This is a genomic window from Tindallia texcoconensis, assembly GCF_055383815.1.
Map to the genome: position 1 here is coordinate 1737666 of NZ_AP042431.1, position 16825 is coordinate 1754490.

General features: G+C 35.8%; 12 protein-coding genes. All 12 read left to right on the top strand.

What is annotated here, in order from left to right; translation table 11 throughout:
* Positions 1–43 precede the first annotated feature (43 nt).
* The 12 genes from rfbA to ACZ47N_RS07890 all read left to right on the top strand — a co-directional run bounded on the left by rfbA (position 44) and on the right by ACZ47N_RS07890 (position 16804).
* The gene (rfbA, locus tag ACZ47N_RS07835; protein ID WP_093313903.1) at positions 44–913 is read left to right on the top strand and encodes a glucose-1-phosphate thymidylyltransferase RfbA; all 870 of its coding nucleotides are present in this window, start codon (positions 44–46) and stop codon (positions 911–913) included.
* Between the two features lie 23 nt (positions 914–936).
* On the top strand, positions 937–1986 hold the full coding sequence (gene rfbB, locus ACZ47N_RS07840) for a dTDP-glucose 4,6-dehydratase (protein ID WP_464886006.1): 1050 nt from the start codon (positions 937–939) through the stop codon (positions 1984–1986).
* Positions 1964–2764 carry an ABC transporter permease gene (locus ACZ47N_RS07845; protein ID WP_093313899.1) on the top strand — a complete coding sequence of 267 codons (801 nt, stop codon included), beginning with the start codon at positions 1964–1966 and terminating at the stop codon, positions 2762–2764. Before rfbB ends, ACZ47N_RS07845 begins: the two co-directional genes overlap by 23 nt.
* 27 nt (positions 2765–2791) lie before the next feature.
* Positions 2792–3532 carry an ABC transporter ATP-binding protein gene (locus ACZ47N_RS07850; protein WP_464886007.1) on the top strand — a complete coding sequence of 247 codons (741 nt, stop codon included), beginning with the start codon at positions 2792–2794 and terminating at the stop codon, positions 3530–3532.
* 31 nt (positions 3533–3563) lie between these two features.
* On the top strand, positions 3564–7874 hold the full coding sequence (locus ACZ47N_RS07855) for a glycosyltransferase (RefSeq protein WP_464886008.1): 4311 nt from the start codon (positions 3564–3566) through the stop codon (positions 7872–7874).
* Positions 7875–7891: 17 nt separating this feature from the next.
* Positions 7892–9220, top strand: a complete 1329-nt coding sequence (locus ACZ47N_RS07860) for a hypothetical protein (protein ID WP_464886009.1) — start codon at positions 7892–7894, stop codon at positions 9218–9220.
* Between the two features lie 332 nt (positions 9221–9552).
* The gene (locus ACZ47N_RS07865) at positions 9553–10356 is read left to right on the top strand and encodes a hypothetical protein (protein ID WP_464886010.1); all 804 of its coding nucleotides are present in this window, start codon (positions 9553–9555) and stop codon (positions 10354–10356) included.
* 78 nt (positions 10357–10434) lie between these two features.
* On the top strand, positions 10435–11250 hold the full coding sequence (locus tag ACZ47N_RS07870; protein ID WP_464886011.1) for a sulfotransferase family 2 domain-containing protein: 816 nt from the start codon (positions 10435–10437) through the stop codon (positions 11248–11250).
* Positions 11251–11403: 153 nt separating this feature from the next.
* On the top strand, positions 11404–12228 hold the full coding sequence (locus ACZ47N_RS07875) for a class I SAM-dependent methyltransferase (protein ID WP_464886012.1): 825 nt from the start codon (positions 11404–11406) through the stop codon (positions 12226–12228).
* Between the two features lie 62 nt (positions 12229–12290).
* Positions 12291–13190, top strand: a complete 900-nt coding sequence (gene cysD, locus ACZ47N_RS07880; protein ID WP_093313869.1) for a sulfate adenylyltransferase subunit CysD — start codon at positions 12291–12293, stop codon at positions 13188–13190.
* The gene (gene cysC, locus ACZ47N_RS07885) at positions 13190–15016 is read left to right on the top strand and encodes an adenylyl-sulfate kinase (protein WP_464886013.1); all 1827 of its coding nucleotides are present in this window, start codon (positions 13190–13192) and stop codon (positions 15014–15016) included. Before cysD ends, cysC begins: the two co-directional genes overlap by 1 nt.
* 15 nt (positions 15017–15031) lie before the next feature.
* Positions 15032–16804 (top strand): SLC13 family permease, encoded by a 1773-nt coding sequence (locus tag ACZ47N_RS07890; protein WP_464886014.1) that lies wholly within the window; start codon positions 15032–15034, stop codon positions 16802–16804.
* Positions 16805–16825 lie beyond the last annotated feature (21 nt).

Below are 16825 nucleotides of genomic sequence, written 5' to 3' on the forward strand. Positions count from 1 at the left end.
CCATGAAGTTCGGCAATATTATTTCAAAAAAGGAGGTCATAAAGTGAAAGGCATTATACTAGCTGGAGGTTCCGGCACTCGCTTATACCCGATTACTCGAAGCATATCAAAACAACTACTACCCATCTATGATAAACCAATGATCTACTATCCTTTGTCTGCATTAATGTTGGCAGGAATACGCGAAATACTTATTATATCAACACCAACAGATGTACCCATGTTTGAACATTTATTGGGAGATGGGAAAGAACTCGGCCTCTCTCTTAGCTACGCAGTGCAACCAGAGCCCAAAGGACTTGCCCAAGCATTCATTATTGGAGAAAAATTTATTGGTAATGATTCCTGTGCATTGGTATTAGGAGATAATATATTTTATGGAAAAGGCTTTACAGGGACACTTCAATCAGCAGCTTCCTTAAAAGAAGGTGCCGTCATTTTTGGCTACTACGTTAAGAATCCGGAAGATTTCGGTGTAGTAGAATTCGATACTGGTGGAAACGTAATATCCTTGGAAGAAAAGCCACTAACACCAAAATCACGTTATGCTATTCCAGGACTATATTTTTATGATCATAATGTAGCAGAAATTGCAAAAAACGTAAAGCCGTCTCAGCGAGGCGAATTGGAAATAACATCGGTAAATCAGGCATACTTGGAACAAGGCAATCTAAAAGTAGAACTCTTCGGTAGAGGATTAGCATGGTTGGACACAGGAACTCATCAAAGCATGCTGGAAGCGTCCAATTTTGTGGAAGCCGTCCAGAAACGTCAGGGACTCTATATATCCTGCATCGAAGAAATTGCCTATCGAATGGGTTACATCACAAACGAAGAACTTGAAAAGCTGGCACAACCGCTCTTGAAAACCGAGTACGGCAGATACCTGTTAGATATTGCAAAAGGATTGTAAATAATAGAATAAAGGAGAACCCTATGAAAAAAATACTGGTTACTGGAGGCGCTGGATTTATTGGTGCCAACTTTATAAAATATATGCTGAATAACCATGAGGACAGAGTTGTTAACCTGGACATGTTGACATATGCTGGGAATCTAGATAACTTGTCAGAGGTTGAAAAACACCCCTTATATACATTTATTAAAGGAGATATTAGGGACAGAAAACAGATTAAAAGCATTTTTAACGAATACGATATCGATACTGTAATTAATTTTGCCGCCGAGTCTCATGTAGACCGCAGTATTGAAGAACCAGAAATCTTTTTAAGCACCAACGTTATAGGGACCCAATTGTTGCTGGACACAGCTAAAAACCATTGGAAAGAGAATCCGGAAGATAAGCATTGCAGGAAGTTTAAACCAAATGTAAAGTTTGTGCAAGTCTCCACGGATGAAGTCTATGGAACATTAGGAAAGACAGGCTTATTTACGGAAAAAACTCCGCTGGCTCCCAATAGTCCTTATGCTGCATCTAAAACCAGTGCAGATCTTTTGGTGCGAGCATATCATGAAACTTTTGGAATGCCAGTCAATATTACACGTTGTTCCAACAACTATGGGCCTTACCAGTTTCCAGAAAAATTAATTCCTTTAATGATCAATAATTGTATCCAGAATAAAAGCCTACCTGTCTATGGAGACGGTATGCAAGTTAGAGACTGGCTGCATGTTTCAGATCACTGTGTAGCGATCGATACGGTTCTGCGTAAAGGAAAAGTCGGTGAAGTGTATAATATTGGCGGAAATAATGAAAAAGCCAACATAGAAATAGTGAAACTTCTTATCAAAGAACTGAATAAAACCGAAAACCTAATAAAATATGTCAAAGATAGACCGGGTCACGACAGACGCTATGCCATCGACAACACTAAAATTTCCACAGAACTTGGATGGAAACCAGCATACACATTTGAACAAGGTATGGCAGAAACCATTCGATGGTATTTAGAAAACAATAACTGGCTAAAAAAAATTGTCACAGGAGAGTACAGGGATTATTATGACAATATGTACAGACAATAAACTAATTCGTTATCTAAAAACCTTTAAGAAGTATTACTTTTTATTAACCGTACTAGTAAAAACTGCCATCGAAAAAAAATACAAAGGATCTGCTTTGGGAATAGTATGGAGTCTCTTAAACCCACTCCTCCATATGATCGTTTTGTCCATCGTATTCTCCACTCTTCTCCAACGCCAGATAGAAAATTTTCCATTATACATATTAACAGGAAGGCTTGTTTTTGCTTTTTTTTCGACCTGCACATCAACAGCAATGAAATCCATTACTGCATCTGGTAGACTTATTACAAAAGTATATATTCCCAAATATATCATTACCCTATCCAAAGTCATATCAGAATTTATTTTTTTTATTGTTTCTATGTTTAACCTAGTATTTGTGATTTTATGGACAGGCGCTAGTTTTAGTATCCATCTGATATATGTACCCATATATCTAATCTTGTTGTTTATTTTAGTGATGGGAGTCAGTTTGTTACTGGCAACTGTGGCTGTGTTTTTTAGAGATATGGAACATATATATAGTGTTATTATCATGATGATGATGTATCTCTCCGCTATTTTTTATCCGCCAGAAATTGTTCCAGACCAATACCAAATATTTTTGCAAATAAATCCAGTTTTTCATTTTATCCAAGGATTTCGGCAGATTATTTATTACAACGCAACACCAGAAGTGGGGAATCTGCTATTTTGTGCTGGATATGCCCTCTTCTTCATGATTGCTGGACTTTTTCTATTTGAAAGAAACCAGAAAAAATTCATCTTTTATATATAAATTTTTTAGACTATCGGAGCGATATGAATGAACCAGAAACCAATTATAAAAGTAAACAACGTCACAATGGATTTCCGTCTTCAAAATGAAAAAGTGAATTCCATCAAAGAATATATGATACGCATCCTGAAAAGGAAACTCACTTATTCAAACTTTAGAGCACTAGATAACGTGAGCTTTAATGTATATAAAGGGGAGCGCTTAGGGATTATTGGACGAAATGGAGCTGGAAAAAGCACACTTCTTAAAATAATATCCGGTGTGATGAAGCCTACCAGCGGTAGTGTAGAAATTAATGGTAGCATCGCTCCATTGTTGGAGCTGGGAGCAGGCTTTGATCAAGAGTTTTCTGGAGCAAAAAACATTTATTTAAATGGTGCTATCCTAGGAAAAGACAAGGCATTTCTGGATGCAAATTACGAAAGAATTGTTGAATTTTCTGAGCTGGGTCATTTTATTCATACCCCACTCAAGAACTATTCTTCAGGAATGCGAGCAAAACTTGGTTTTTCCATTGCCTCACAAGTAGGAGCAGATATTTTAATTGTCGATGAAGTCTTAGGTGTTGGTGATGAAGCCTTTAAAGCTAAAAGTTCTGCTAAAATGAGGGAGATGATGGATGGCGGTGGTACGGTTCTAATTGTATCCCATAGCTTACAACAGATCAGGGAATTGTCAGATCGAGTGATTTGGATAGATGGAGGGAAAATCATTAAATCTGGTGATCCTGAATTAATATGCAAGGAATACAAAAATGCAATGAAATAAGCAATAAAAATTATCTAAAAGGGTGATTTAAGTGCAGGCAATTTTCATACTAGGAATGCATAGATCTGGAACGAGTACTGTTGCAAAAGCAGCAGTAGATTTAGGGGCGTATCCAGGGAAAAAGCTCTTGGATGCAGATGAATTTAATCAAAAAGGTTACTGGGAAAACAAACGAATTGTTGAGCTTAATGATAAGATATTAGCTTTTTTTGGTATGAAATGGTATAACATAGATAATATCGTGCTGAATAGATTTCAATCAATGTTGTATGAATACTATGATTGCTTTGTTCATGAAGCAAAGGCTATTCTTGAAGAAGAGTTTGAGGATAGTAAGTGTATTGTTATAAAAGATCCAAGACTTTCGTTGTTGCTGCCTTTTTGGGAAAAGGTATTTAATGAAATTGGAATTAAAACAAAAAGAATTATTGTCTATAGAAAACCAATTGAAGTAGCAAATTCTTTATATAAAAGAAATGGAATTGAGATAGAGGCTGGTATAAAGCTATGGATTTACTATTACTCAATACTATTTCAAAATGTATGTGAAGAATTTATACTATGTGATTTTAATAATCTATTGAGTAAGAAGCAAAGCGAGTTTAAAAAAATTGAAGAGTATCTAGCAATCAAAGAGTTTAATAGCAATATAGCCAAAGAGTACTTAGAAGACTTTTTGGATGTGAAGATGGTTCAAAATGATAAACTAGACACTAAGTCGATATTGAGCAATAATTTGAATGAAATAACATGGCAAATATATAATATTTTGCAGGTTCAAAATGATAATTGTAAAATAAAAAACTTTTTTCTTAGTCGCAGAGAGGCTTTGATGAGAAACCTTCTATCACTAAATGATGCAGAATTTGATGATTATATCCAGTTATTCATTGATACAGGAAACGGCTACAATGAAGCTGAATCCCAAAAGTGGACAAATGGGAAAAATTTAATGGAAATAGAAGCGGACAACATAGTTGGTGAGCCTGTTGGCGTTAGAATAGATCCTAGTAAATACAGTGTTCTTGTTAAAATTAATTCTATCGTTGTGAGTGACAACAAAAAATTAGATACTAATGAATTGACTGGGAATTATACTCATAGAATAGGTGAGTTTTATGTATTTGAAAAAGATGATCCGCAACTTGTCATTAATGAAGATATATCTGACTTTCTTAAAAATAAAATAAAAATAGTATTTGAAAAATATAGTTTAGATAAGTTCACGTTATTTCATGTCAATCATACAGTGAAAAAAGAAATGAATACTGTGCTTAAGGAAGTGAAATCGGAATTAGAGAACACCAAGAGCAAAAAAATGCATATTGAAAAGAACATCATTAAGAAAAAGCAAGATGTTGAAGAAAAAGAAGCAGTAATAGAAGAAAAAGAAGCGGTAATAGAAGAAAAAGAAGCGGTAATAGAAGAAAAAGAAGCGGTAATAGAAGAAAAAGAAGCGGTAATAGAAGAAAAAGAAGCGGTAATAGAAGAAAAAGAAGCGGTAATAGAAGAAAAAGAAGCGGTAATAGAAGAAAAAGAAGCGGTAATAGAAGAAAAAGAAGCAGTAATAGAAGAAAAAAGAAAAGAAAATGAATTACTTTTGGTGGATTTAGAGCAGAATAAAAAGACAATAAGTGACCAAGAAAAAAAGTTGAAATCGCTTAGATTTCAACTGAATCTTATAGATGCAGTTGAAAATCTAATGAGCACGCCATTGTTTGACCCTGATTACTATTGCAATCATGCTGAAATAGACAGGGTACAAAGCAAGCGCATGTTGATTAAGCATTATGTGAACGAAGGTGCAATGAGAGGACTTAATCCAAGTGAGTTTTTTAGTACCGATTACTACCTCAATGCGAATGCTGATATTGACTCTCGAATAATAAATCCTCTTCACCACTTTGTTCAATATGGTCAACATGAAAAAAGAGCGTTTATAAACCCTAAAGAAGTGTTAAAAGCATTTTGTCAATCATCAAGAAAACGCAGAAAACTAAAGGTCTTGAAAACGATTAACGATCTAAAGGTTTGTTACATTATTTACAGGTCAGGAATGTACGATTCAGCCTACTATAGGCAAAAAAATCCAGATTTTGTGAAGGCAATGAACTTAAGCAGATGGAGCAAGTATAAGTCTTCAAGAAATATCCTTTTAAAGCATATAGGTAAATTCTTAACACACCCAATTAAACATTATGTATTCCATGGTGTTTATGAAGGAAGAGATGTAACTCCAGACTTTAATTCTAAATATTATTTAAGTCATCAAAGTGATGTTCTGATAAAAGGAATTAATCCGTTATATCATTACGTTTCGAACGGAAAAAGTGAAGGACGAAAACCCTGTCATTTAGTGGAGCGAAATGCATATAAAAATGAAAATGAAATTCGAGTACGTATAGAAGGAAAGAAACACTTTGAAATTCTAAAAGAATCAGTAGACATCATTATACCAGTTTACAATGGGATTGAATATCTTGACAACTTGTTTAATAGTTTGAAAAAACATACAACAACCCCATGTCGTTTAATTATCATTGATGACGCAAGTCCAGATGTAGGTATTGTAGATGTAATAAAGAAACACCTCGGTGACTTTCAGGAAACAATTTTTCTTCAGAATACGCATAATCTTGGTTTCGTAAAATCAGTTAACAAAGCTAGTGAACATGTAAAAAGCACGTGTTTTGTTCTATTGAACACAGACGTTTGTGTCCCGAATAATTGGTTAGAGCGTTTGCTTTTTCCAATATACAAGGAAGATAATATTGCAACAGCAACGCCACTTTCTAACGCAGCAACAGTACTTAGCTTTCCGTTGATAAACGAAGACAATCAAATGAATACAGATGTGGCTGTTGATATTGATGATGCTTTTAAAGAGATTGTGTATGAGCCTTCGGAAACAGCAATTGATATTCCGACAGGTATTGGTTTCTGCATGGCGATAAAAACAGATTTATGGAAAGCGTTAGGAGGATTTGATGAAGCCACTTTTGGGTTAGGATATGGTGAAGAAAATGACTTTTGCCAAAGGGCTAATTTGAAAGGTTTTAGAAATGTATATGTCCCAAACTTATTTGTATTTCATAATCACGGCGGTTCATTTGAACCAGAAAAAAAACAAAGGATGCTGAAGAAGAATCTGAATGAACTAAATCGCCTACATCCAGGCTACCACTATCAAATTGAAACGTGGATAAAAAACAAACGTTCCCAAAACTTTAGAGACGCCGCACTATATAGTCTTTTCCTAACAAAGCACGATGCCTACCTAATACTTGATCATGGAAAAGGAGGAGGCGCTGGTGATTATATGACAAACACTCTAATACCTGAAATAGAATCAAATGGTGGTGTTGTTGGGATACTTGCTCCAAAATCAAAGGAAGTGCATGTAAAAGGCGTAAAGCTAGAAATTATGTATAAAGGTTTAAATTTGAATTTTGAATATGAAGACTATTATTCATTGATTTGCAATTATGACAAAAATATTATCATTAATGAATTGGCGTTGTGGAATGATGGTGATTTTTACACTTGCATGGATGCGTTGCTGAAGACTAAATCGAAAATAATGATGCTAATACATGATTTTTACTGCGTTTGCCCAACGGTCAATTTACTCACGGGTCAAGATATATACTGCTTCTTACCAGACATAGATGAGTGTAATAAGTGTTTGACCACAAATCCACATAAAGTGACAAGAATCGCAGATATAAAAGAGTGGCGAAATGCATGGCAACAGTTGATTAGAAAAGCAATTGAAGTAAGATTCTTTTCTGAGAGCAGCAAAAGAATAGTAGAAAGCATCTATATTCTAAACCACAAAAAAACTACAGTGCTTCCGCACAAACCGTTAATAGAGTTTAAAGAGTGTCAAAAAAAACGCACTCAAAAATTACCCTCAAAAGAACTTCATGTAGGGGTTATTGGTGCATTAGGTGTGAACAAAGGGGTTCAAATACTACTGGAAATGGCCAAAACTGCAAAGCAACTGAATATGAATATAAAGTTTTTTGTTATTGGATACGTACACCCAGACTACGAACAAGAAGCTGAAAAAATGGATAATATCTTTGTTACCGGAGCATATAATCGGGCAGACCTTCCAGAGTTACTAAGCAATAACAGTATTGATGTTACTATGATACCTTCAGTTTGGCCTGAAACATATTGCTATGTACTTCAAGAAATAATGGCACTTGAATATCCTGTGATTTCGTTTGGTATTGGTGCTCAAGGGGAACGAGTTAATGAGTATTCAAAGGGTCAAATAGTGAAAGAGATAGATGCAAACTGTATGCTAGAGACATTACGTTCAATTTTAATGTAGAAGTGGGGTTAGCAAAAATGAAAAAAAAACTGTACATCCATATAGGCACTCCAAAAACAGGAACTACTTATTTGCAGGAGTTTTTTGCAACGAATGCTAGTGTCTTAAAAAAGTTTGGGATTTATTACCCTTCAGATGCAGGTAAAAAGTATTCATTGAGCAACCAACATGCACCTTTGATTACATCGCTTATTAACAAGCATATTCCAGCTATACCAGATGCGATGAACTACACACGTGGTGAAGCTCATGATCAATTTTTAGAAGATATGCTTAAGGCGAAAGAAAATGATATACTTATATCCAGTGAATTCTTTTACGATAAAGTAAGACTTCCAGCTGATTTTAAAAAAATTAAAAAAAAACTCAACCAATTTGATGTTAAAATAATTGTATATTTACGAAGTCAAGATGATTTTTATATTTCTCGAGTGCAAGAGTTAATTAAGTCAGGGCATTACGTTAATCCGAGCGTAGAAGACATGATAAAAAGACCGTATTTTTATTACTCTAAAATGTTAGATCCTTGGACACAAGCATTCGGGAAAGAAAACATCTATGTTCGGGTTTTTGACAAAAATCAGTGGATAAATGGAAGACTTGCTGATGATATTTTGAGCATAATAGGAGTAAATAAATTTTCAAACTTTACAGATACTCCTAAAAACAATGAAGCGATTAGTCTGAAAAAAGCCTTATTGCTTAATGAGATAAACAAATCGTTACAGCCGCTTAGCAATAAAAACAGCCAAGATCGATGGAAACATCAATCAATAAGAAATGTTATCATTGCGATGAATGTCCTGAATGAAGGGGATATGAAAACACTACTGACCGTCACTGAAAGAAAAAATGCCATGCAACGGTTTAATGAAGACAACAAAAGGTTATCAGAAATCTACTTTGATGGTTCGAAATTGTTTATAGAAGAAAAAATGATTTCAAACGTCGATTACAAGGAAAAACAGCATATAATGGGAGACGCATCAAAAGTTATCATATTCTTGATTGAAACCATATTAAAAATTGATCAATGGAAGAATATTGCGATGAAATTGTACAAAAAAATATACTTAAATAAAAATGGACTGGACACAGAGGATTATCGAGTTATAAAGAATTCTGGTTTATTTGATGAAGAGTTTTATTTAAGAAACTATCAAGATGTGAATAGTGCAGGAATTGATCCAATAACACATTATCTGAAACATGGAGTTTTTGAGTTGAGGAACCCAAGTCCGAGCTTCAATACAAAAGAATATCTTGAAGAAAATAGGGAAATGCTTGAAAGAGGAGAAAACCCATTAGTCCATTATATTCGTTGTATAGATCATGGAAACGTATGAACCAATCGAATTAACCCTGGGTTTTTCTGGGTGTGCTTTTCTGGGGTGCACTGATAGTAATAATAAGCTTAGGATTCGATGAAACGGAGGTAAAACAGTGAGAAATAGAAGGCTAATACTGCATATTGGTATGCACAAAACTGGCACGTCGACAATCCAAAACTCTTTTTGGTCGGGGACGAGAATATCTTCTTTCTAAGCAGATATACTATCCGACAGTCAAGCCATTTAATCATTCTGCTACTTGATATCCCTTGTTCTGTGAAGATCCTCTTAGCTTGGAACAATTTAAGGTGAAGGGTATATACAGTTGCAAAGAGGCCAATAGTCATTTGCAAGAATTGAAAGAGTATTGGAAGAACGAAATGAAAAATTATCCCGGTGGAACATTTATTATTTCTGGGGAAAATCTATCACGGTTAAATACTAGTGCGACTAGAGAGTTGAAGAAGTTTGTAAATAACTACTTTATGGATATTAAAATAATTATTTATGTGCGAGATCCTCTTTCATACATAAATAGTGTTGTGCAACAAAAAATAAAATCAGGAAAACAGACTATTGAAAGTATAAATATTAACCAAGTTGAATTATACAGAGGATGCATTGAGATATATATGAATATCTTTGGCAAAGAAGCATTAATAGTGAGACCATTTATAAGAGAAGCATTCGTTAATAATAATTTAATTGAAGATTTTATATCATCTATAGGGTTGAATTCGAATATAGCTAGTAAGCTGAAAGTTACTTCTAAAAACAATTCACTTGGCGAATACTCTGTTCAAACATTGTCAAGATTTAATAAAAAATATCCGCTGATAAAAAACAGTAAGATTAACAGTGAACGTGGCCTAGCAAGAAATAAAGGGGTTTTAATTAATGTTTTAAGCAAAATAGAAGAACCGTCATTTAAGTTTAAATACAAGATATCCAAAGAATTTGCGAGAATGCTTAATGATGAGATTGAATTTGTAAATAAGCTGATTCCTGTAGAACATAGATTTACTGAAATTTCAGCAGAAAATGAAGATTTGAGCGAGAATGTTTTGGGTGGTAATGTTCCAATAGAATTTTATATCGAAATTATTAATGAGCTTGCTAAAACAATTGAAAAACATCTAAAGAATAAATAAAGTGCTAGCAAACTTATCAATAGCATTTTGAGGTGACTATGTATAGAAGACATATCTAATATGAAGGAGTCGAAAAAAATGGAGCTAAATGAAAAAAATCAACTTATAAAATTTAGAAAACCACTATGGGAAAAGAACTTTCCTTTTGTTTTGTTTTGGTCTCAAAAAAGTGGATGTACTACATTAGTCAAATGGTTTTTCTATCAAATTGGAAAACTAGACGAAGCTTTAGCCTATCATCCATGGATTCATAAATATGAAAACGAAGTCTTTAAAAAGCACTTAACATACAATGAAGAGCTGATAAAGGCAATGAACTCTAGGGAAAAAACAAAAATAAAACTGGTTCGAAATCCTTATAAACGAGCTGTAAGTTCATTCCTTATGTTATCTTCACCAGCCGTACATAAAAACAAAAAACATTTTGCTCATAGAGAATGGGTGAATATTCGTTCGCATTTTTATGATGACCCGGGTTCCAAACAAGGGATTTGCTTTTATGATTACCTTAAATACCTTCAATGTACAGGCTCAAGAATTAATGAAAACAATCCACACTTTGCACAACAATATATTGACGGAGAAGAAACATACATTGATCATTATTTGCAACTTGAAAAGTACTCTGAACAAATCAAAGATTTGGAAATCCGCTATAATTTGAAAGCGTCCGACACCGATCCGAGGATAATTGATTCTGGCCATCACAGACTAAAAAATACTTCTTCAAAAGAGAATTACTCAAGGATGGAAATAAATGAAAAGACATTTCTAAGCAAAAAAACACCGCATTACATGAATTTTTATGATGAAGAGTCTAGTGAATTGGCTAGGATTATATTTTATGAAGATTTTAAATCTTACGGGTACTCAGAATGTTTAGGTGGGGAGTAATATTTTCAATGATATTTAATGCAAACTTCTTTAGAATACATAAACCATTCAAAGAACTGAGATTCTTGCTTTAAGAATGTAGATGATGAAACATAGTTTTATGCGTTCTAAGAAAAATCATGTAACTATTTTTGAGATGAGGTATGATTATATATGAAAGAACACAAAAAACCCGGTGATCGACACTATAAAGCTTACGTTGGGCCACCTGAGCAGTATGATTTTATGGGAGCCACGCAATTTCGCTTATTGTGCACAATAGGACTCAGAGCAAACCATGTAATGCTAGATGTTGGCTGTGGGTCCCTTAGAGCAGGCAGATTCTTTATAAGCTATCTTGATGAAGGGAATTATTCTGGACTGGAGCCAAATGAGTGGTTAATTAATGATGCTATTAAGAATCAAATAGGAGAAGACTTGATTAGAATCAAGAAACCAAAATTCGCTTATAATGATCAATTTGAAACATGTGGATTTGAAACGGAATTCGACTATATATTAGCACAATCAATTTTTTCTCATGCTGGAAAAGATCTTATCACTAAAGCTCTTCAAAACTGCAAGAAGGTTTTAAAGTCCAGAGGAGTAATAGCTGCAACATTCATTGAAGGGGAATCTGATTACGAAGGCGATGGCTGGGTTTATCCTGGCTGTGTTGTATATAAAAAAGAAACCATAATAAAAATGGCACAAAGTGAAGGGTTGGAAATAGTAAAAATTCCTTGGTTTCACCCTAGACAGTCTTGGTTTCTCATGTCAAAAGATAAAGATGCATTGCCATGCCAGGAAGACTTTAAGTACTTATTTGGAAAAGTGTTATTGGATGAGGAATTTAAGGAAGGCACTAAAACAAATGAATCAGCGATTTCAATAACAAACAAAGAGAAGAATGAAAATACAAAATCATTTTCGTATAAACTTAAACGCAGTTTTAAGGAGCATGCACATATACTCAAAGAAATGATTATTAGAAAGTAAACTGTTTTATTATACTCAGAAAAAGGATAGGCAAAACAAGAAAAACAGAGGAGGCTTTATCATTGAGAGAACTCACACATCTAGAACAGTTAGAAGCAGAAGCCATTTATATAATGCGTGAAGTAGTGGCGGAATGCGAAAAACCAGTAATGCTTTATTCCATCGGAAAAGACAGTTCGGTAATGCTTCATTTGGCTATGAAGGCTTTTTATCCTGAAAAGCCACCTTTTCCGCTGATGCATATTGACACTACCTGGAAATTTAAAGAAATGACGAAATTTAGAGATCGAAAAGCAAAAGAATTGGGCATCGATCTTATCGTGTATACGAACCAAGAAGGTGTTCAACAGGGAATTAATCCCTTTGACCATGGGGCTGCCTATACGGATATTATGAAAACTCAGGCACTTAAGGATGGTTTAGATAAACATGGGTTTAACGCTATTTTTGGCGGTGCTCGAAGAGACGAAGAAAAATCCAGAGCAAAGGAACGTATTTTTTCGTTTAGAAACCCTGCACATGCTTGGGACCCTAAGAATCAGCGGCCTGAAATGTGGAAGCTTTACAATACTCGGATAAATAAAGGGGAAAGTATACGTGTATTCCCCCTATCTAATTGGACAGAAAAAGATATTTGGCAGTACATTAGGAAGGAAAATATCGATATTGTGCCACTTTATTATGCAAAAGAGAGACCAATTGTATTTAGAGACGGCAATATTATTCTGGTGGATGATGAAAGAATGCGACTTTTACCAGGAGAAGAGCCTGTGATGAAAAAAGTCCGATTCAGAACACTTGGTTGCTATCCTTTGACCGGTGGGCATGAGTCCGATGCGGATACATTGGATGCTATTATTGGGGAAACGCTAGGTGCAGTATCATCAGAAAGAACTAGTCGAGTCATCGACCACGAAGCATCTGGCAGCATGGAACGACGTAAGCGGGAGGGGTATTTCTAATGAAAAGTCTACTGAGATTTATTACCTGTGGGTCCGTTGATGATGGAAAATCCACTTTAATTGGTCATATGTTGTATGATGCAAAATTGATTTTTGCAGATCAGGAAAAAGCTTTGGAAATGGATAGCAAGATGGGAAGTCGAGATGGGAAAATCGACTATTCCTTGCTGTTAGATGGTTTAATGGCAGAGCGGGAGCAGGGGATAACCATTGATGTGGCGTACCGATATTTTACGACAGAAAAACGCTCTTTTATAGTAGCAGACACCCCTGGGCATGAACAATATACCCGTAACATGGCTGTAGGGGCTTCATTTGCGGATCTTGCTGTGATTTTGGTGGATGCACGCCAAGGGGTTTTATCACAGACAAAGCGCCACGCAAGGATTTGTTCGTTAATGGGGATTAAGCATCTTGTCTTGGCGGTTAATAAGATGGATCTAATTAGCTACAATAGGCACCGTTTCGAAGAGATAAAGGAAGAATTTTTAAACTTTGCTCACGGGTTGAAGATGGAATCTATTCAAGTAGTGCCAGTTTCAGCATCGGAAGGAGACAATGTTACTAGGTCTTCAGAGAATATGCCTTGGTATAAAGAAGCACCGTTGCTGTCTTATCTGGAGGAAAAAGATGTAACCACGCAATCTGAAATGGAAGGTTTTGTAATGCCGGTACAGAGGGTAGCAAGGCCTAGTCATGAATTTAGAGGATTTCAGGGGCAAGTGGAATCTGGATCCATTAAAACAGGGGATGAAGTGATCACACTGCCTAGCAACGAAAAAGCGTGTGTGAAAGAAATCTTTGTCGCAGATGATAACGTAGGTGAGGCAGTGATTGGGCAGCCTGTTACCATTCAACTGGATCGGGAAGTAGATGTATCCAGGGGGTGTGTGTTGGCAAAGGATTCCTCTCCTGAACTTGCAGATATGTTTACGGCAACGATTCTTTGGATGGATGATATGGAATTGGTAGCAGGAAGAAATTACTTGATAAAAGTAGGGACCAAAATTTTGCCAGCGATGGTCATGGATATCAAGAGCAAAGTGGACATCAATACAGGAGAACACATACCTGCGGATCATTTATTCAAAAATGAAATGGCTCGATGCGATATTGCTTTATCAGAAAAAATGGTTTTTGATGAGTTCGATAATAATAAAGTGTTAGGCAGTATGATTTTGATGGATCGTGTTTCGAATATGACATCTGCATGCGGTGTTATTGAGCATTCCCTTAGAAGGTCTACCAATGTGGTATGGCAGGATACAGATGTTACACGAGAAATACGAGCTGAACAGAAAAATCAAAAGCCTTTGACTTTGTGGTTTACGGGTTTATCAGGATCTGGAAAATCAACATTGGCCAATGAAGTGGAAAAACGGCTGGTAACAATGGGAAAACATACCATGTTATTGGATGGAGATAATGTGCGTCACGGTCTGAATAAAAATCTTGGATTTAAAGAAGTGGATAGGATTGAAAATATTCGACGGGTTTCAGAGGTGTCAAAGTTGATGAATGATGCTGGGTTGATTGCCATTACGTCTTTTATTTCGCCGTATGCAACGGATAGAGAAAGCGCACGAGAGATTATTGGAGAAGGTTTTATAGAGGTTTTTGTCAGTACGCCTTTGGAAGAATGCGAAAAACGGGATGTGAAAGGTCTTTATAAAAAAGCAAGAAGTGGTGACATTCCTGAATTTACTGGTGTATCAAGTCCTTACGAAAAACCAGAAAAACCAGACATAGAAGTGGATACTAGTAAGCTTTCTATAGAGGAGGCTACTGACTATGTGATGGATAACTTATTGGCTCATCTGGACTAAAGGGAGTGAAAAAACGTGTTTGAACCACTGTTTACCATAGTAGTTGTTGCTGTTATGATATGGCTTTTAGTGCGAAACACCTTTGAACCAGTAATTATTTTCCTAGGTTCGGTTGTTGCTTTGATGACTGCGGGTGTTATTAGCAGCCAAGAAGCTTTGGTGGGTTTTTCTAATGAAGGAATGCTGACGGTGGCTATTCTCTTTGTAGTAGCGGGTGCGATTCAACAGAGTCCATTTTTGCCAGGAATTGCTACGCGTTTATTTGGGAAACGGGCCACTGGACGACGACCGTTGCTTAAAATGATGGCTCCGATTACATTGTTGTCTGCTTTTCTAAACAACACGCCAATTGTTGCTATATTTATACCGATTATTCGAAACTGGTCAACACAGCACAATATTTCTCCCTCAAAATTTTTAATTCCTCTTTCCTATGTTTCCATGTTTGGGGGCATTTTAACGCTGATAGGAACTTCTACCAATTTGGTTGTGAGTGGAATGCTTCAGGAATTTGGACATGAACCAATGGGAATGTTTGAAATCACAAAAGTAGGATTACCCTTGGCGCTTTTAGGAATGCTGTATTTGCTATTCTATGGATACAAGCATCTGCCGGACAATCAGGACTTGCTGGATTCTGCTAAACGGAATTTTCGGGAATATCTGGTTACCTTTCAGGTGGAAACACAGAGTCGTGTTATTGGCAAAACGATTGAAAAGGCAGGATTAAGAAATTTAAAAGGATTGTATCTTTTCGAAATCATTAGAAATAAACAAAAGATATACCCAGTTTCTCCTTCTGAGGTTCTGCAAAAAAATGATAAGCTTGTATTCACAGGTCAAATAGAAACAATTGTGCAATTACAGGCTATTGAAGGATTGAAATTGCTAAGTAGTGATGAAGAGTTTTCTGACATGTTTAAGAGTGGGGAAGCGAATATTGTGGAGGCCGTGGTGTCTCCTGATTTCCCCTTTTTAAACCAAACGATAAAGGAAAGCAATTTTCGTTCTCACTACAATGCAGCAATAGTAGCAGTGGTTCGTCAGGGGGAGCGAATTAATGACAAAATCGGGAAGATCACGCTAAAACCTGGTGACACATTGCTAATACTTACAAACCATCGGTTTGCTCAGCAGTGGGATGGAGCAAAAGATTTCTATCTTATTAGTCAAAGGGAAAATGAAGAGATTTTATCACCAGCAAAAGCAAGAATTGCGGTAGGTTCTTTTTTAATGTTAATTGTTTTTGCCAGTACTGGATTACTTTCAACTTTTCATGCGTCTTTACTGGCTTTGTCAGTCCTTATGTTTACCAGAACGATCTCTGTTAAGAATGCATTTAAAGCGATCAGTTGGGATACGTTGCTAGTAATAGCTTTCTCCTTTGGAATTGGAAATGCACTGATTAAAACAGGAGCAGCGGATCTGATTGCAGGTGGTCTTATTTATGGGATAGCACCTTTGGGGCCTATTGGTGCGTTGTTTGCAGTGTACTTGGTGACGAATTTTTTCACTGCTATTATTACCAATAATGCAGCAGCTGTACTTGCATTTCCAATAGCCTATGCGGCTTCGGTACAGATGGATTTGAACCCAATGCCTTTTGCGATTGCTGTTGCTATAGCAGCATCGTCTTGTTTTGCAACGCCATTTGGCTATCAAACAAATTTGATGGTTTATGGACCAGGAGGGTACTCCTTTAAGGATTTTTTAAAAATCGGCCTGCCTTTAAATATATTATTTTTAATTGCTTCAATTATTCTGATCCCAATTTTCTTTTCTTTTTAATGATTGAAATGGAGGCTAAAA